The sequence below is a fragment of the Brevundimonas sp. MF30-B genome (assembly GCF_004683885.1).
Taxonomy (GTDB): domain Bacteria; phylum Pseudomonadota; class Alphaproteobacteria; order Caulobacterales; family Caulobacteraceae; genus Brevundimonas.
The window spans coordinates 807,369-824,256 of the sequence record NZ_CP038440.1; the positions used below are offsets into that span (position 1 = coordinate 807,369).

The 16,888-nt window shown below is 68.7% G+C and carries 16 protein-coding genes and 1 pseudogene; 4 read left to right on the forward strand and 13 right to left on the reverse strand.

The window, feature by feature from the left end:
* Positions 1–19 precede the first annotated feature (19 nt).
* Positions 20–1,207 (forward strand): methionine adenosyltransferase, encoded by a 1,188-nt coding sequence (metK, locus tag E4M01_RS04155; RefSeq protein ID WP_135062098.1) that lies wholly within the window; start codon positions 20–22, stop codon positions 1,205–1,207.
* A gap of 22 nt (positions 1,208–1,229) precedes the next feature.
* Here metK and hslU read toward each other — a convergent pair whose 3' ends face one another.
* The 9 genes from hslU to fsa form a co-directional block, all read right to left on the reverse strand.
* Entirely contained in the window at positions 1,230–2,528 is a 1,299-nt protein-coding gene (gene hslU, locus E4M01_RS04160; RefSeq protein ID WP_135062097.1) for an ATP-dependent protease ATPase subunit HslU, read from the reverse strand.
* 105 nt (positions 2,529–2,633) lie between these two features.
* Entirely contained in the window at positions 2,634–3,218 is a 585-nt protein-coding gene (hslV, locus tag E4M01_RS04165) for an ATP-dependent protease subunit HslV (RefSeq protein WP_135062096.1), read from the reverse strand.
* 60 nt (positions 3,219–3,278) lie between these two features.
* Complete coding sequence (locus tag E4M01_RS04170; RefSeq protein WP_135062095.1) at positions 3,279–3,995, reverse strand: hypothetical protein; 717 nt, start codon at positions 3,993–3,995, stop codon at positions 3,279–3,281.
* A complete protein-coding gene (locus tag E4M01_RS04175; RefSeq protein WP_135062094.1) occupies positions 3,988–4,830 on the reverse strand; it encodes a glycosyltransferase family 2 protein in 843 nt (280 codons plus the stop codon). The genes E4M01_RS04170 and E4M01_RS04175 overlap by 8 nt, the downstream gene beginning before the upstream one ends.
* 4 nt (positions 4,831–4,834) lie before the next feature.
* A complete protein-coding gene (locus E4M01_RS04180) occupies positions 4,835–5,821 on the reverse strand; it encodes a glycosyltransferase domain-containing protein (protein WP_135062093.1) in 987 nt (328 codons plus the stop codon).
* A gap of 11 nt (positions 5,822–5,832) precedes the next feature.
* A complete protein-coding gene (locus E4M01_RS04185) occupies positions 5,833–7,134 on the reverse strand; it encodes a nucleotide sugar dehydrogenase (protein WP_135062739.1) in 1,302 nt (433 codons plus the stop codon).
* 219 nt (positions 7,135–7,353) lie between these two features.
* A complete protein-coding gene (locus E4M01_RS04190) occupies positions 7,354–8,268 on the reverse strand; it encodes a tyrosine recombinase XerC (protein ID WP_135062092.1) in 915 nt (304 codons plus the stop codon).
* A gap of 4 nt (positions 8,269–8,272) precedes the next feature.
* Positions 8,273–8,974 carry a DUF484 family protein gene (locus E4M01_RS04195; protein ID WP_245158178.1) on the reverse strand — a complete coding sequence of 234 codons (702 nt, stop codon included), beginning with the start codon at positions 8,972–8,974 and terminating at the stop codon, positions 8,273–8,275.
* 22 nt (positions 8,975–8,996) lie between these two features.
* On the reverse strand, positions 8,997–9,650 hold the full coding sequence (gene fsa, locus E4M01_RS04200; protein WP_209316072.1) for a fructose-6-phosphate aldolase: 654 nt from the start codon (positions 9,648–9,650) through the stop codon (positions 8,997–8,999).
* Between the two features lie 21 nt (positions 9,651–9,671).
* Here fsa and E4M01_RS04205 point away from each other — a divergent pair.
* A pseudogene (locus E4M01_RS04205) lies at positions 9,672–11,843 on the forward strand (primosomal protein N'); the annotation flags it as partial.
* Positions 11,844–11,850: 7 nt separating this feature from the next.
* On the opposite strand, the gene flgH reads toward E4M01_RS04205, so the two are convergent.
* The 4 genes from flgH to flgF form a co-directional block, all read right to left on the reverse strand.
* Complete coding sequence (gene flgH / locus E4M01_RS04210) at positions 11,851–12,597, reverse strand: flagellar basal body L-ring protein FlgH (protein ID WP_135062088.1); 747 nt, start codon at positions 12,595–12,597, stop codon at positions 11,851–11,853.
* An 11-nt stretch (positions 12,598–12,608) separates the two neighbouring features.
* A complete protein-coding gene (flgA, locus tag E4M01_RS04215; protein WP_135062087.1) occupies positions 12,609–13,376 on the reverse strand; it encodes a flagellar basal body P-ring formation chaperone FlgA in 768 nt (255 codons plus the stop codon).
* A gap of 3 nt (positions 13,377–13,379) precedes the next feature.
* A complete protein-coding gene (flgG, locus tag E4M01_RS04220) occupies positions 13,380–14,168 on the reverse strand; it encodes a flagellar basal-body rod protein FlgG (protein WP_135062086.1) in 789 nt (262 codons plus the stop codon).
* 93 nt (positions 14,169–14,261) lie between these two features.
* Positions 14,262–14,999, reverse strand: coding sequence for a flagellar basal-body rod protein FlgF (gene flgF, locus E4M01_RS04225; protein WP_135062085.1), 738 nt, complete (start codon positions 14,997–14,999; stop codon positions 14,262–14,264).
* Between the two features lie 199 nt (positions 15,000–15,198).
* Here flgF and E4M01_RS04230 point away from each other — a divergent pair, with 199 nt between their 5' ends.
* Both E4M01_RS04230 and fliM read left to right on the forward strand, forming a co-directional pair.
* Positions 15,199–15,846 carry a flagellar basal body-associated FliL family protein gene (locus E4M01_RS04230; RefSeq protein WP_135062084.1) on the forward strand — a complete coding sequence of 216 codons (648 nt, stop codon included), beginning with the start codon at positions 15,199–15,201 and terminating at the stop codon, positions 15,844–15,846.
* Positions 15,843–16,886, forward strand: coding sequence for a flagellar motor switch protein FliM (gene fliM, locus E4M01_RS04235; protein ID WP_135062083.1), 1,044 nt, complete (start codon positions 15,843–15,845; stop codon positions 16,884–16,886). Before E4M01_RS04230 ends, fliM begins: the two co-directional genes overlap by 4 nt.
* Positions 16,887–16,888 lie beyond the last annotated feature (2 nt).

Consider the following 16,888-nt stretch of genomic DNA (forward strand, 5'->3'; position numbering starts at 1 on the left):
TCGACAGCAGGAGCCTGCCTTGGCCCGTACGTCCTTCCTCTTCACCTCCGAGAGCGTCTCGGAAGGTCACCCCGACAAGGTCGCAGACCGCATCTCCGATACGGTGGTGGATCTGTTCCTGGCCCGCGACCCGGAGGCCCGCGTGGCCTGCGAGTGCCTGACCACCACCAACCGCGTGGTCCTGGCCGGCGAAATCCGGGGCAAGGGCATCTGGGAGAACGGCACCTGGGCCGATGGCATCGAAGCCGAGATCGAACAGGCCGTCCGCGCCGCCGTGCGCGACGTCGGCTATGAGCAGGACCAGTTCCACTGGAACACCTTCGAGTTCTCGAACTATCTGCATGGCCAGTCGGTCGACATCGCCGTCGGCGTCGACGCCGCCGACAACAAGGACGAGGGCGCGGGCGACCAGGGCATCATGTTCGGCTACGCCTCGAACGAAACGCCCGAGCTGATGCCGGCGACCTTGGCCTACAGCCACAACATACTGAAGAAGCTGGCCGAAGTGCGCCACGCCGGCGGCACCCTTCTGGAGCCCGACGCCAAGAGCCAGGTCACGATCCTTTACGAGGACGGCAAGCCGGTGCGCGCCACCTCGATCGTGCTGTCGACCCAGCACGCCAAGGGCAAGGCCGACGCCGTCGCCGCCTTCGTCAAGCCGCTGATCCTGGAGGTCCTGCCCGAGGGCTTCACCGACGAGAAGACCGTCTGGCACATCAACCCCACCGGCATCTTCGAGATCGGCGGACCGGACGGCGATACCGGCCTGACTGGCCGCAAGATCATTGTCGACACCTACGGCGGCGCGGCGCCCCACGGCGGCGGCGCCTTCTCGGGCAAGGATCCGACCAAGGTGGACCGTTCGGCGGCCTACGCCTGCCGCTACCTGGCCAAGAACGTGGTTGCGGCCGGTCTGGCGGACCGCTGCACCATCCAGATCAGCTACGCCATCGGCGTGGCCGAGCCCCAGTCGATCCACGTCGATCTGCACCATACGGGCCGGATCGACGAGGCCGTGCTGGAGCGCGAACTGCTGGGCCTGATCGGCGGCGCCACGCCACGCGCGATCCGCGAGCACCTGGGCCTGAACAAGCCCATCTACGCCCGCACCGCCGCCTACGGCCACTTCGGCCGCGAGCCCGACGCGGACGGCGGCTTCTCGTGGGAGAAGACCGACCTGGTCGACAAGCTGAAGGCGCTGGCCTGAGCCCTCGCCTTCAGCCCACGCGCTATAGGATATAGCGGCTGAGATCGGCGTCCTTGGCCAGGTCGCCGATCTTCTCGCGCACCTTCTCGCCGTCGAAGACCAGGGTCTGACCTGACAGGTCAGAGGCCTTGAAACTGGTCTCTTCAAGCACGCGCTCGATCACGGTCTGAAGCCGCCGCGCGCCGATGTTCTCGACCGCGCCATTGGCCGCGACCGCCGCATCCGCCAGGGCGTCCACGCCGTCGGGCGTGAACTCCAGCGTCACGTCCTCGGTCGCCAGCAGCGCCTGGTTCTGGCGGATCAGATTGGCCTCGGGCTCGGTCAGGATGCGGCGGAAGTCGTCGCGCGTCAGGGCCTTGAGTTCGACCCGGATCGGCAGACGGCCCTGCAGTTCGGGCAGCAGGTCCGACGGCTTGGCCACATGGAAGGCGCCCGAGGCGATGAACAGGACGTGGTCGGTCTTCACCGGCCCGTATTTGGTCGACACCGTCGTGCCCTCGATCAGTGGCAGCAGATCGCGCTGAACGCCCTCGCGGCTGACATCGCCGCCCTGCGCGCCCTGGCGCGCGGCGACCTTGTCGATCTCGTCAAGGAAGACGATGCCCTCGTTCTCGGCCAGCAGCAGGGCCTCCTTGGTCAGGCTGTCCTGATCCAGCAGCTTGTCGCCTTCTTCGGCGACCAGGGGCGCGACCGCGTCGCGGACGGGGATCTTGACCGTCTTGGTCTTCTGCCCGCCCATCTTGCCCAGCATCTCGGACAGGTTGATCAGGCCGACGTTGCCGCCCGGAATGTCCAGTCCCTGCATGGGCGATGCGGTGTCGGCCAGGGCGATCTCGATCTCCTTGTCGTCCAGCTCGCCGGCGCGCAGCTTCTTTCTAAAGGCGTCGCGGGTAGCCGGCTGGCTGCCGGGTCCGACCAAGGAGTCCAGAATGCGGTCCTCGGCCGCCGCCTCGGCGCGGGCGCGCACGCCGGTCCGGCGCTTGTCGCGCACCATGACCAAGGCGCTCTCGACCAGGTCCCGCATGATCTGATCGACGTCGCGGCCGACATAGCCGACCTCGGTGAATTTCGTGGCCTCCACCTTCAGGAAGGGCGAGCCGGCGAGCCGCGCCAGGCGCCGCGCGATCTCGGTCTTGCCCACGCCCGTGGGCCCGATCATCAGGATGTTCTTGGGCGTGACCTCGTCGCGCAGGTCCTCGGGCACGCGCTTGCGCCGCCAGCGATTGCGCAGGGCCACGGCCACGGCGCGCTTGGCGTCGTCCTGGCCGACAATGAAGCGGTCCAGTTCGGAGACGATTTCACGGGGAGAGAGGTCGGTCATTTTGGAGTGGCCAGTGATGAGTGGCGAGTGGTGAGAAGGGGCGGAATGCAGGCGCTGAAACTGTGGGTCGGGCGTGACGGCTGAAGCGAGCGAACTCGCCACTCATCACTCGCCATTCGCCACGCCTCCCAACCGCTCCACCGTCAGGTTGCCGTTGGTGTAGACGCAGATCTCGGCCGCGATCTTCATGGCCTTGCGGGCGATGGCCTCGGCGTCCAGCTCGGTGTTCTCATCGATCAGCGCCCGCGCGGCGGCCAGGGCGTAGTTGCCGCCCGAACCGACGGCGGCCACGCCATGCTCCGGCTCCAGCACATCGCCGACCCCGGTGACGGTGAAGATAGAGTCCTTGTCGGCCACGAGCAGCATGGCCTCGAGACGACGCAGATAGCGGTCGGTGCGCCAGTCCTTGGCCAGGTCGACGCAGGCCCGCGCCAGCTGGCCCGGATACTGCTCCAGCTTGGCCTCAAGCCGCTCGATCAGGGTGAAGGCGTCGGCCGTGGCCCCGGCGAAGCCGGCCAGCACCTTGCCGCCCGAAAGCACGCGGACCTTGCGCGCCGCGCCCTTGACGATTGTCGGCCCCATGGAGACCTGGCCGTCGCCGGCGATGATGGTCTGGCCGTTCTTGCGCACCGCCAGGATGGTGGTGCCGTGCCAGCCGGGCGAAGCGGTGTCGGAAGACGTGATGCTCATAAGAGGCCAGATGGCGACCGGCCCGGCCTCTGGCAAGCGGCCCCGCCGCGACCTGGCGCCTCAGCGCGAGACGTAGATCCAGCGATCCACGTCAAGACGCGGCCCCGCCGCCTCGAAGTCAAACGCGTCGTCCAAGGCGATGGCCACGCAGACTTCCCGATAGACGCCTGTCAGCGGCAGGTCGGGCTTGGGGTCGTGGAGGTTCTGGTCGTAGGCGGCGGCTTCAGGGTCGGCGGTCAATGGAAGGATGCACTCGGCCATCGTCGTCGCTACGGGATGTCCATAGCCGATGCGAAAATCGCGCAGCACGCCTTGGCCCCTGAGCGCTCTTAGTACCGTATGGAAATCCAGCGTCGTCATGCGGTTGGGATGCGAAGCCCAGGTCGACCAGCTGAAGCGAAGGCCCAGCTCCAGCAGCCGCTCGTCCGCACCGAACATCGGCTGGCGCACATAGACCGCGTGACGCGAAGCCCGGCACGCCTTGGCCAGCACGGTCTCGGCTTCTCGCATCGACGGCAGATGCTCCAGGAAGTGATACAGAAACCCGGCCTCGACGACGGCCTCGCCGACCTCCACGGCCACCGCATCGGCCTCGATGATCACGTGGCCGCCCTGTCGCGCCATGCGGTTCTTGTCGGGACTGAGGTCGATCCCGACCACGAGGTCATAGCCGAAGCGATCGACGACATGGTCCATGGAGCCGCCCTTGCTGCTGCCCCAGTCGAGCGCCTGAAAGCCCCCCGCGCGAAGCCGGGCCAGGGTTTCATCGTCAGTCATCGATTTCGGCCTGACCGAGATGCTGGAACAGCGGGTGGGCGTCCAAGTGGTCGATGACGCCCTGGATGAACCGCGCGCCGTACCGCGCCTTCAGCGCGTCCATCGCCTGGGGGCGCAGGCGGCCCCGCTCCTCGGCGGCAAAGCTCTGAGACCGGAAGTGGACCGCGAAAATCCAGGGCGCGACGGCAGTGGTCCATCCTGCCTCCGCCAGGCGGAAGCACAGGTCGTCCTCCTCGCCATAGCCGCGAGGAAAGGCGTGCTCGTCAAAGCCGCCGGCCTCCACGACCGCCGACGTCCGCCAAAGCGCGCAGAAACCGTTGAGCGACGGGGCTGCGATCGGTCTGCGGCCGTAGGTCCAGGCCAGGCGAGTGCTCAGCACTTCGACGGCGTCGGCGATCTCGGCGTTTGACAGATGCAGCCAGGACCGGTCCGCTGCCAGGCGCACGCTCTGTACCTCGGCGTTGTTCGAAAGCGGCCCCAAGCTCGCCAGAAGCGGAAAGGCCCGGGCGGTCTCCAGCAGGGCCGTCACGTCCGGCGCGCGCACCAGGCAGTCCGAGTTCATCAGCAGGGTGAAGTCCGCGCCCGCCTGAAGGGCGAGGTTCGCCGTCGCCGTGTAGCCGCGGTTGAGGACGCTGCGCTCATAGGCGCCGCCGGCGGTCCTGACCCGGTGCGACAGGTCACGCCAGCCGGTGTCGGTCGATCCGTCATCGAAGACGGTCACGTTCTCGGCGCGAAAGCCGCTGTCGATCAGATAGTCGAACGCGCGCCGGGCCACGCCTATCGCATTGTGCACCGGAATGGCGACGAGCAGCCGGGGTTCGGATGAGGCGTTCATGGGGTCACCAGGCCGGATGCACCATCACGCCGGGCGTGTCGCGAAGGTTGGTGCGCCCTTCATTGAAGACCCGAACGCGCACCTCGGCGTCGCGCAGAGCCAGAGGCAAGGTCACCTGATCGCGCGCGATGTAACGGCGCGCCAGGCCGAAGACGCGGCACAGGGTCCGGCACAGGGTCGGCCCCGTCCGCATGCCCAGAACCCCGGTCTCGAACAGACCGCCATGGGCGGGAAAATCCTCGGCCCTGAGCCGCGCCTCATAGTCCGCCGCCTCTTCGGGCCTGGCGCGGTCCGCCGCGACGATGGCCTTCAGCTCGTCGTAGACGCAGTCCCGTTCGTAATGGTTGAAGACGCACAGGTCGGCGGCGTCCAGCTCGGCGGAAATCCGCTCCAGGACATCGGCCTCGACGGAAACGCGGGAATCCACCCAGATGAGCTTGGTCCCCTGCGGAAACAGGGACGGCGCGACATATTTGTGAAACAGAGCCACCCGTTTCGGAGCCGGATCCCAGTAAAGACTGGGCGCGAAGGTCCAGCCTTCGTAGTCCAGGGGCGTGTCGCCGAACAGACGCATGTCAGACCAGCGCGTCTGGTTCAGGACCATGGCCTGCCGTGATCCGGCCACGGCGGTGAAGACGACGGCCTGCGCGCCGCCCGGCTGCGGCGCCAGGGCGAAGTAGGGCTGGACGGGCGCGCGTGGCAGGCCTTCGGCGAGGGTCCGTCGCTCCGTCCATTCCGCCCGCATCCGCCGGGCTTTCGCGATGTCGGTGGTCAGAAGATGCAGGAAGGCGTTGTGCTCCCGCAACAGGCCCGCTTCGGCACGGTAGGCCTGGGTGTCGAACCAGGGCGCAGGCGCGCGGCCTTCGGTCTCGCCGTAGCGTATCCAGTGATCCAGCGAATCGACACCCGAGAGGACGACGTCGGGGTTGGCCCTCTCGTAGAATTCCACATCGAAGAAGCGGATCAGAAGTTCGATCTGGGCGTCGTCCACGAGATCTCCCGTCAGGCGCCGTAAAGACCGGGAGCGGCGCGCCGGTAGCGGCCCCGAGTGTCCACCAGCGCGGGCGCCTCGCTCAGGAGACGGTCGAAGTCGTAATAGTCGTGGTCCGTCACCAGCACTACGCAGTCGTAGCCTTGAGCGCCGACGACGGCGACATCCACCTGACGGAGATCAGACGGAACTTCGGTCCGGTTGAGTTCGGTGACGTAGCGATCGTCGAACTCCAGATGAGCGCCCAGCGCGCGCAGCTGATCGATGATGGGCAGCGCCGGCGACTTGCGAAGATCGTCCACATTCTTCTTGTAGGCGAGGCCGCAGACAAGAACCCGAGCGCCGCGCACGGAAAGGCCCTGGTCGTTCAGAGCCAGGGTCACCTTGCCGACGACGAAGCCCGTCATGGCCTCGTTCACCTGGCCGGCCAGTTCGACGAAACGGGTGTCCACCCCGTACTCGCGGGCCTTCCAGCTCAGGTAGTAGGGATCGATAGGGATGCAGTGGCCGCCGAGCCCGGGGCCGGGCCAGTAGGCGGTGAAGCCGAAAGGCTTGGTCGCCGCCGCCGAAATGACCTCGTGGACGTCCACGCCCATCCGGTCGGCCACCACCTTCATTTCATTGACGAGACCGATGTTCACGCAGCGGTGGATGTTCTCCAGCAGCTTGGTCATCTCGGCGGTCTTGAGGCTGGAAACGGGCACGACCTGCGAGCTTATCGCGCCATAGAAGGCGGCGGCGCGGGCCAGGCAGGTCTCCGTCAGGCCGCCGCAGACCTTGGGCGTGTTGTGAATCGAATAGGCCGCATTGCCGGGATCCTCGCGCTCGGGCGAATAGGCCAGGCAGACATCGCGCCCGGGGACCAGGCCCGCCGCCTCGATGATGGGTCGGAAATGCTCCTCGGTAGCCCCGGGATAGACGGTCGATTCCAGCACGATCATCTGGCCGGCCCGCAGGTGAGGACGCAGGCCTTGGGCGACCGCCTCGACGTGGCTCATGTCCGGAATGCGGTTGGCGGTGAGCGGGGTCGGCACGCAGACAATGATCACATCGGCCGTCGCCGTATCGGCATAGTCCGCGCCGAAACGGCATCCTGCGTCGATCAGGCCTTGCACTTCGGCGTCGGGAATATGCCTGATCGGCGACCGCCCGTCCGCGATCAGCGCCAGCCTTTCGGCGCTTGCGTCGAGCCCGAGGACGGGGAAGCCCAGGCCTCCCAGACGGATTAGCAGCGGCAAGCCCACGTAACCCAGACCTATTACGGCGATCCGCAGGTCGCGGCGATCGACGGCTTGACCGAAGGCGGCTTCCATCTCCTGCGATCGCCCCGAATTCATGCTTGCCCCGACTCAGCCTGCGGGGATGTTCGCACAGCCGTCGACCTGACGACAACCATAGGGAGCCGCGCCGGCACGCCGCTGTCCCCGGCGCGGCTCTTCAGACTGAAGCGGTTTCCTCCGGGCGCAGCAGTTCGAAGCCGAAGCGCGCGCGGGGGCTTGTCTGCAAGTTGCAGGACGTCGAAAGGGGGTGAGCTAGGTGCGCGGATGGGCCGCGGCATAGGCGTTCAGCAGATGTTCGGCGTCCACCGCCGCGTACTTCTGGGTGGTGGACAGGCTGGCGTGGCCCAGCAGTTCCTGGATCGAACGCAGATCGACCCCAGCGCCGAGAAGATGCGTCGCGAAACTATGTCGCAAGGCGTGCGGCGTGGCGCGTTCCGACAGGCCTAGCCGCCCGCGCAGCGTCTGCATCGCGGCCTGCACATGGCGCGGGCTCAAGGGCCCGCCGCGACGGGCGCGGAACAGGGGCTCGTCCGGCCCGACGGTGAACGGCAGCAGGGCGACATAGGCGTCGACCGCCTGAACCACCGCCGGCAGCACCGGGACCAGCCGCGTCTTGGAACCCTTGCCGAGGATGCGCAGGCTCTCGCCCAGCGGAACCTGGCCGCGCGTCAGCGACAGCCCCTCGGAAATGCGCAGGCCGCAGCCGTAGAGCAGCGTCAGCACCGCCCGGTCGCGCGCGGCTTCCCAGGGCTCGACGTCCGGATCGGCGTCGCTTTCGCCCAGCAGGCCGCGAGCCTGGTCCTCGCTGAGCGGACGCGGCAGGCCGGGCTTGACCCGCGGACCGCGCACCAGCCCCATTTGCGGCGTGGCCACCCCCATCCGCCGGTCGATGAAGGCGTGAAAGCCGCGGATGGCCGACAAGGTCTGCGACAGGGACCGTGCGTTCAACGGGTTTTCGCCCGAGCGGCGCACCGCCAGATGCGCGCGCACCTCGGCGGCGGTGACGGTGCCCAGGGCGGCCATAGACTGCGGCTCGCCCCGGTGGGCCTGCAGAAAGGCCAGCCAGGTTCGGCCGATGTGCCCGTAAACCTCCAGCGTGCGGGGCGACAGGCGGCGTTCGTGGGCCAGATGCTCGAGCCAGGCGAACAGGGCCTCGTCGGCCGTCATGGCGTCACGCGACGGGCGCGGGCCAGCGTTCGATCATCCGCTCGACCACGCGGGCGATGAAGGCGGCCAGTTCGCAGCCCATGTCGGGGGTGAAGCCCTCGGCCTCGGGCGAGCCGAAGGCGCACAGGGCCGGGCGCGGCGCATCCTCGCCCGGCAGATGCGGGTTCATGCGCACCAGGGCGACCGACCGCACCTCGTCTTCCAGCGCGCCGAACAGGCTCAGACCGGGGAAGACCGGCCCCAGCCAGGCCAGGCCGTCGTCGCCGAGCAGAGAATCGACGCCGCCCGCCTCCAGCAGACGCCAGCCGAACGGCGCCGCGCCCGGCTTTTCGATGGCGATCGCCGCCGAGGTCAGGCCGAACCGCCCCTGAACCGAGGCGTCCAGGCGCCGGGCCAGGTCGGAGTGATTTCGCGCCTCCATCAGATCCAGGATGGCGACGTGGGTCTGGGTCTGGGCGGCGAAGTTGGCGCGGGCGACGGCTTCGATCTGCTTGCGGGCCCCCGCCTCGCGCTCGACCACGGCCTCAAGCCGCGTCAGGGCGGCGCGGCCGAAGTCCACGACATTGGGGCCGGTGGTCTTGAGGCCCAGCTCCTCCAGCAGCGCCCGGTCCTCGACCAGATGCGCCGGATCGACCTGAAGCCAGGCGCGCACCTGCGGCCAGTGCAGCTCGGATGCGGGCTCGAAGAGGTCCGGAGACGGGTTCAACAGGACCTCTTGAGGGCTCGCGCTACAGGATGGACTGACCGGTCTTGCCCCAGTCCGCCAGGAAGGCATCAAGACCCTTGTCGGTTAACGGGTGCTTGACCAGCGCCTTGAAGGTGTCGGCCGGCAGGGTCGCGGCGTCGGCGCCGGCCAGGGCCGCAGCCGAGACGTGGCCTGGGTTTCGCAGGGACGCGGCCAGGATTTCGGTCTCGAAACCGTGGATGTCGTAGAGGGTGCGAATTTCCTCCAGCAGGCCGATGCCGTCGGCGCCGTGGTCTTCCAGCCGACCCACGAAGGGCGAGATGAAGGTGGCCCCCGCCTTGGCCGCCATCAGGGCCTGGGCGGCCGAGAAGCACAGGGTGACGTTGGTCTTTATCCCCTTGTCCGAAAACGCTCGCGCGGCGCGCAGTCCGTCCCAGGTCAGGGGCAGCTTGACCACGACGTTGGGGGCGATGGCCGCCAGCTTGTCGCCTTCTTTGACCATGGTCTCATAGTCGGTCGCCACGGCCTCGGCCGAGATCGGCCCCTCGACCAGGGCGCAGATTTCAGCGATGACCTCGGCGATGTTGCGACCGGATTTGGCGATCAGCGAAGGATTGGTGGTGACGCCGTCCACCATTCCGGTGGGGACCATGTCCTTGATGACGGCGACGTCGGCGGTGTCGAGAAAGAGTTTCATGGTCGCGGTCATACCCGAGCGGCTGACGCGGTGAAAGTCGCCTCTGTCCTCATCCCCCTGCCGGTGCCGGAGGCCTTCGACTACGAGGTCGCCGAGACCCTGGACTTGGCGCGCGGCGACCAGGTGGCCGTGCCGCTGGGCCCGCGCCTGATCCGGGGCGTGGTGTCGGAGGTGCGCGAGACCACAGGATCCAACCGACGGCTCAAGGCGGTCGACCACCGCCTGGACGATCCCGCCCTGCCCGAGCGCGTCGTCGACTTCGTCGAATGGGCCGCGCGCTGGACCCTCTCGCCCCCCGGCGAAATGGCGGCGGCCGCCCTGAAAGGCTTGCGCGCGCCTCGACCTCGGCCGGAGCGGCGGGTGCGCAGGGTCGGCGACCGAACACCCGCGCGCGCCACCCCGGCCCGCACGGCGGTGCTGGAGGCTCTCGGCCCGCGCGCCCTGCCCGGCGCCGACCTGGCCCGTCTGGCGGGCGTGTCGTCGGGCGTCGTCAAGGGCCTGATCGACGAGGGCGTTCTGGAAACCATCGAGATCGAGGCTGTCGCCGCCTTCGACGCGCCCGATCCCGATCACGCCCCGTCGGACCTGAACCCGGATCAGGCCGCGGCGGCCCAGGCCGTCGGCGTGGCGGCGGCCAAGGGCGGCTTCGCCCCCTTCCTGCTGGACGGGGTGACGGGGTCGGGCAAGACCGAGGCCTATCTGGAGGCGGCCGCCCAGGCGCTGCGGGCCGACCCGACGGCTCAGATTCTCATTCTGCTGCCCGAAATCGCCCTGACCCAGGCCCTGATCGCGCGCCTGACCGCCCGCTTCGGCGCGGCCCCGGCCGAGTGGCACTCCGGCGTCGCTCCGCCTCGCCGCCGCCAGGTGTGGGAGGCGGTCCGGGCCGGGCGCTGCAACATCGTGGTCGGGGCGCGTTCGGCTCTGTTCCTGCCGTTCGGCAATCTGCGCCTGCTGGTGGTGGACGAAGAGCACGACGGCTCGTTCAAGCAGGAGGACGGACTGGTCTATCACGGCCGCGACCTGGCCGTGGCGCGCGCCCGCATCGAGGGCTCGGCTGTGGTGCTGGCCTCGGCCACCCCATCGCTGGAGACGCTGTGGAACGCCCGCCAGGGCCGCTACGGCTGGCTGCGGCTGCGGGCGCGCCACGGGGCGGCGGTCCTGCCCCGCATCGACCTGCTGGACCTGCGCGACAGCCCGCCCGACCCCCAGACCTGGCTGTCGCAGCCCTTGCGTGAAGCCATCGGCGAAACCCTGCTGAAGGGTGAGCAGACGTTGCTGTTCCTAAATCGGCGCGGCTATGCGCCGGTGGTGCTGTGCCGCGCCTGCGGGCATCGGCTGACGGCGCCCGACACCGACAGCTGGCTGGTCGAGCACCGCTACACCGGGCGGCTGGTGTGCCATCTGACCGGCTTCACCATGGCGCGGCCCAAACACTGTCCGGCCTGCGGCGCCGAGGACAGCCTGGTCTCGGTCGGACCGGGCGTGGAGCGAGTCGAGGAAGAGGTGCGTCAGCTGTTTCCCGAAGCCCGCACGGCCGTTTTCTCGTCCGACACCGTGCCCGACGCAAAGGCCGCGCGCGCCCTGATCCAGGCCATGGCCGACGGCGAGATCGACATTCTCGTGGCCACCCAGGCGGCGGCCAAGGGCCACAACTTTCCGCGCCTGACGCTGGTGGGGGTGGTTGACGCCGACCTGGGCCTGCGCGGCGGTGACCTGAGGGCGGCCGAACGCACCTATCAGCTGCTGGCCCAGGCGACGGGCCGCGCCGGCCGCGCCGACCGACCCGGCCGCGCCCTGCTGCAGACCTGGACGCCCGATCATCCGGTTTTGCAGGCGCTGGCTGCCGGCGACCGGGAAGCCTTCATCGAGGCCGAGATGGCCGAGCGGGAGGCCGCGCAGTTGCCGCCCTACGGCCGGCTGGCGGGGCTGATCCTGTCGAGCGAGAACGCCGCGGCGGTCGAGAAGACAGCCAACGACCTGGCCCAGTCCATTCCCAACGCCGAGCGGCTGGAGGTCTACGGCCCGGCCGACGCGCCCCTGGCCCTGGTGCGCGGGCGGCGGCGCAAGCGGCTGCTGGTGCGCGCGGACCGTGACGTGGACCTGCAGTCCTTCCTGCGCGCCTGGCTGATGCGCGTGAAAATCCCCGCCAGCGTGAGACTGACCGTCGACGTCGATCCCTACTCGTTTCTTTGAACGAGCCTCAGAACGGCGAGAACCGCTCTGCCAGGGCCTGGGCGGCCGGGGGAGCCTGGACGCGGGTGATGTCGCCCCGGCCGCCGTAGCTGATGCGGGCCTCGGCGATCTGGGTGTGGTTGATGGTGTTGGCCGAGGAGATGTCCTCGGGCCGGACGATGCCGGCGACGGTCAGTTCGCGCACTTCGCGGTTGGTGCGAACCTCTTGGCGGCCCTGGATCACCAGATTGCCGTTGCCCAGCACGTCGGTGACGACCGCCGCGATGGTCAGATTGACCTTTTCGGCGCGATTGACGCTGCCCGACCCGTTCGAGGCGCTCTGGCCCTCCAGGTCGATCAGGCTGGAGGCGTCGAAGCCGCCGGGGAAGGCGCGGCCCAGGCTGCTTTCCAGGCCCAGCAGATTATTGATCCCGCCCGAGATGTTGTTCGAGCGCGTGCGCTGGGTGGCGTTCTGGGTCTGGGCGCGGTCGTCGATGTTGATGTTGATGGTCAGGATGTCGCCCACGCGGCGGGCGCGCTGATCGCCGAAGAAGGTGCGGGCGCCGGTGCGCCACAGGCTGTTGGCGCTGGCCGGGCGCGCGTCCGGGCCATGAACGCCCGGGGTCGGCAGATATTGCTGACTGACCGGCACCAGGGCGGCCGGATAGCCGATCGGCGCCAGTTCGGGGCCGCGCACGGCCTCGATGGCGGTAGAACAGGCCTGAAGCGACAGGGCCGAGAGGGCGGCGGTGGCGATGAAGACGAACTTGCGCATGACGAGGGCTCTCAGCGGGCGGCGAACTGTTGCGGGGCGGAGCGGGCGTGTTGGGCGGCAGGGCCGGCGACGGCGCGGCCGGGACCGGTGGCGACGGCGTCGATCATGCGGCCGGAGGTGGCGTTGACGATCGGCACGGCCTCGCCGATCGAGGCGTTGCGGGACGCCCGACCCGAGACCGTCAGCTTCACGCCACCGACCTCGTAGGAGACCTGAACCATGTCGTTGCGGGCGATGACCTGTGGCGAGGCCAGGTCGCGGGCCGAGACCGGCTGGCCGGCGCGCAGCGCGCGGCGGGCGGACAGACCGATCACCTGTTCGGCGTCCTGCGGTCCGCCGCCGGCCGCCAGATGGGACTGGACGCTGGACCAGACCACGTCGGCGGGCTGGATGACGTCGCCGGCGGCCAGGCTGCGGGCGTAGGTCAGGACCTCCACGGTGCGGCCCGGTCCGGCGGTCGCCGCGACGGGGCGGGCGGAGGCGTCGGCGGCCGGGGCGGAACCGCCTTCGCGCACCACGATGCGGCGCAGGCCGTTGGGGTTGGACCATTCCAGCCCGGCCTGACGCGCGGCGGCCTGGACCTGACCGGCCTCAAGCACTGCCATCGCTCCGGCGCGGCGGCCGACGACGACATTCGAGGCCGAACCGGCGCCCTCGAACAGTTCGCCGAGGGTGATGCGGCCGTCGTCGTCGACGATGTCGGCGCGCAGCGTGACGGGTCCGGCCAGAGCGGGACCGGCGATGAGGGCGAAGGCGATGGCGGAGGCGATCAGCTTCATGGCTCAGCTCTTCACTTGCGCGGCGACGGCCAGCATGTCGTCGGCGGTGGTGATGACCTTGGAGTTCATCTCGTAGGCGCGCTGGGCCACGATCAGGGCGCTGATCTCGGCCACGGCGTCGACGTTGGAGGACTCGGTGTAGCCTTGCAGCAGCTGGCCGAAGCCGACCTCGCCCGGCGCGCCGACGGTGGCCGGACCCGAGGCCGAGGTCTCGAGCAGCAGGTTGTCGCCGATGGCTTCCAGACCCGCCTCGTTGAAGAAGGTCGCCAGCTCCAGCTGGCCCACCACCTGCGGCTCGGCCTGACCCTGCAGGATCGCCTGCACCTGGCCGGACTTGGAGATGGAGACGTCCACCGCGCCCTGGGGAATGTTGATCGCCGGCTCGACCGCATAGCCGTCGTCGGTGACCAGTTGGCCTTCGCCGTTGATCGCGAAGTTGCCGGCGCGAGTGTAGGCCTGTTCGCCCGAGGGCAGGGTGATCTGGAAATAGCCCTTGCCGTCGATGGCCAGGTCGTAGGTGTTGCCGGTGCGGTTGGGCGTGCCCTGTTCGGTGATGCGGTAGACGCTGCCGGCCTTCACGCCCGCGCCGATCTGGATGCCGGTGGGGACCACCGTGCCCTGGCTGGACGACTGCGCGCCCATCCGCTCGACGTTCTGGTACAGCAGGTCTTGGAACTCGGCGCGCTGACGCTTGAAGCCCACCGTGTTCATGTTGGCGATGTTGTTCGAGATGACCTCGACGTTCAGGGCCTGGGCGGCCATGCCGGAGGCGGCGGTTCGCAGCGCTCTCATTTTGTCCACTCCGTGATCGCTACGCTCGGTCCGCGGGACCTCGCTGCTTGAGCGATAGGTTTGTTTCTGGTCGGGTCAGCGACCGGGTTTGCGTCAGACCTTGCCGAGGCGCTCGACGGCGCGCTTGGACAGGTCGGTGGTCTGTTCGATCATCCGGGTGATCCGTTCGTAGGACCGGCTGATCTCGATGAGGTTGGTGATCTCGAGGATCGAGTTGACATTGGAGCCTTCCAGCATGCCCTGGCGTACCTGAGCGTCGGTCGCGTCCAGCGGGGCCGTGTTGGAGGCGTTGCGGTAAAGGCCGTCGCCGCCCTTCTCGAGCACGCCCAGGGCGGCGAAGCGGACCACCGACAGGCGGCCGACAGGCTGGCCGTTCTGGCTGATGGTTCCATCGGCGGCGACCGCCGGGGCGCCCAGCGCCGGATCCAGCACGATCTCGCCCCCGTCGCCCTGAACCAGGGCACCGGCCTGGGTCATGAGCCGGCCCTCGGCGTCGGTGGTGAAGGCCCCGTCGCGGGTGAAGGCGTCGCGGCCCTGGCCGTCCTTCAGCGCGAAGAAGACGCCCTCGCCCTCAATGGCGAAGTCCAGGCTGCGGCCGGTCTGCTTCAGCGCGCCCTGGCCGAAGTCGCGTCCGACGCCGTGATCCATGACGAAGCTGACGCCGGGCCGCACGAAGGCGTTGCGGGCCCGGTCCCCGACCTCTTCACCCACCAGCAGCTGCTCGACCTTGAAGCCGGTCGTGTCGGCGTTGGCGATGTTGTTGGCCACGATGTCGAGCTCGCGGCGCAGCGTCATCTGGCGGGACAGTCCGATATAGGCGGCGTTTTCCACGGCGGGCTCCTTTCGTCCGAGTCCGTCGCAACGCCCGTGCCAACAGGGTGAATCCAGTCAGGGCGGGCGTTTGGCCGGGATCAGCCTCGACGGCGCCCGGCAGGATTTGCCGGTTCTAAACGGCTCGTTAACCAAACCCGGCGCAATTCGACCGTGAGACCCGAGTTTGGGGACTTGCGGGGATCGCCGGGGCGTCGCCATGCTGAAGCTGGGCAAGAAAAAGAAGAAGGGCGCGTCCGAAGAGGCCGCCGCCGAAGCCGAAGCCGCGCCTGCTCCCGAGAGCGAGGACGGAGCCGAGGGCGAGACGCCCAAGAAGAAGAAACTGCCGCTTCTGTTCATCATCATCCCCGCCGCGCTTGTCGTGCTGGGCGGGGGCGGGGGCGCGGCCTTCTTTCTACTGAAGCCCAAGCCGGCCGAGGCGGCGCAAGGCGAGGATGGCCACGCCGCCGCGCCCAAGAAGGCCGAGAAGGGCGGGGGCCACGGCGGCGGCAAGGAAGGCGAGGCCGACCCGGCGCTGGGCAAGATCAGCGCGGGGCCCGACGGGGTCACCTTCTACACCCTGCCCGACATGGTGGTGAACATTCAGTCCCCGGACGGCCGGCCGACCTTCCTGAAGCTGAAGCTGACACTCGAGACCAAGGACGCCGCCCTGGCCTCGCACCTGCAAAGCGAGATGCCGCGCATGCAGGACATGTTCCAGGGCTTCCTGCGCGAGCTTCGGCCTGAAGATTTGGCCGGCTCGGCCGGCACCTATCAGCTGCGCGCCGAGATCCTGCGCCGGGTCAATCTGATCGCCGCACCGGGCAAGGTCGACGCCGTGCTGATCGAAGAGATGCTGGTGCAATGACCGACACCATGGCCGACCCCTTCGGCGCGGACGAGACGGATCGCCCGGCCGCCTCCGAACGGGTGCTGAACCAGGACGAGATCGACAGCCTTCTGGGTTTCGACCTAGGCGACGACGACGGCTCCGAGCGATCCGGCATACGCGCCATCATCAACTCGGCCATGGTCAGCTACGAGCGTCTGCCGATGCTCGAGATCGTCTTCGACCGCCTGGTGCGGCTGATGACGACGTCCCTGCGCAACTTCACGTCCGACAACGTCGAGGTGTCTCTGGACAACATCTCGTCGATCCGGTTCGGCGACTATCTGAACTCCATCCCCCTGCCGGCCATCCTGGCGGTGTTCCGAGCTGAGGAGCTGGACAACTACGGCCTGCTGACGGTCGATTCCAACCTGATCTATTCGATCGTCGACGTGCTGCTGGGCGGTCGTCGCGGCACCGCCGCCCTGCGCATCGAGGGCCGCCCCTACACCACCATCGAGCGGGTGCTGGTGCAGCGGATGGTCGAGGTCATCCTGGCCGATGCACAGGCGGCTTTCGAGCCACTGACGCCGGTGCATTTCAACCTGGACCGGCTGGAGACCAACCCCCGCTTCGCCGCCATCGCCCGGCCGGCGAACGCCGCCATCCTGGTCAAGCTGCGCATCGACATGGAAGACCGCGGCGGCCGGGTCGAGCTGCTGCTGCCCTATGCGACGCTGGAGCCCATCCGCAAGATGCTGCTGCAGCAGTTCATGGGCGAGAAGTTCGGGCGCGACAACATCTGGGAAGGCCACCTGGCCACCGAGCTCTGGACCACCGGCACCGAGGTGCGCGCCGTGCTGGACGAGCAGCAGGTCCCGCTGTCGCGGGTGCTGGACCTGAAGGTCGGCGACACCCTGATGCTGAACGCCACGCCCGACAGCGACATTTCGGTGCGCGCGGGCTCGATTCCTCTGACCACCGGAAAGATGGGCCGCAAGGGCCGGCACATCGCCGTTCGCGTCGAAGGCCCGATCAGCGTCGACGCCGCATCCGCCCTGTCGCGAAGAGGAGCTTGAAC

Excerpts from the sequence above, each read along its gene's own strand:
- hslV (WP_135062096.1), bottom strand. The coding sequence starts at position 3,218 with ATGAGCATCACGTCTTCCGACACCGCTTCGCCCGGCTGGCACGGCACC.
- hslU (WP_135062097.1), bottom strand. The coding sequence starts at position 2,528 with ATGACCGACCTCTCTCCCCGTGAAATCGTCTCCGAACTGGACCGCTTC.
- flgH (WP_135062088.1), bottom strand. The coding sequence starts at position 12,597 with ATGCGCAAGTTCGTCTTCATCGCCACCGCCGCCCTCTCGGCCCTGTCG.
- flgG (WP_135062086.1), bottom strand. The coding sequence starts at position 14,168 with ATGAGAGCGCTGCGAACCGCCGCCTCCGGCATGGCCGCCCAGGCCCTG.
- E4M01_RS04185 (WP_135062739.1), bottom strand. The coding sequence starts at position 7,134 with ATGGAAGCCGCCTTCGGTCAAGCCGTCGATCGCCGCGACCTGCGGATC.
- E4M01_RS04230 (WP_135062084.1), top strand. The coding sequence starts at position 15,199 with ATGCTGAAGCTGGGCAAGAAAAAGAAGAAGGGCGCGTCCGAAGAGGCC.
- E4M01_RS04190 (WP_135062092.1), bottom strand. The coding sequence starts at position 8,268 with ATGACGGCCGACGAGGCCCTGTTCGCCTGGCTCGAGCATCTGGCCCAC.
- E4M01_RS04175 (WP_135062094.1), bottom strand. The coding sequence starts at position 4,830 with ATGAACGCCTCATCCGAACCCCGGCTGCTCGTCGCCATTCCGGTGCAC.
- flgA (WP_135062087.1), bottom strand. The coding sequence starts at position 13,376 with ATGAAGCTGATCGCCTCCGCCATCGCCTTCGCCCTCATCGCCGGTCCC.
- E4M01_RS04170 (WP_135062095.1), bottom strand. The coding sequence starts at position 3,995 with ATGACTGACGATGAAACCCTGGCCCGGCTTCGCGCGGGGGGCTTTCAG.
- fsa (WP_209316072.1), bottom strand. The coding sequence starts at position 9,650 with ATGAAACTCTTTCTCGACACCGCCGACGTCGCCGTCATCAAGGACATG.
- fliM (WP_135062083.1), top strand. The coding sequence starts at position 15,843 with ATGACCGACACCATGGCCGACCCCTTCGGCGCGGACGAGACGGATCGC.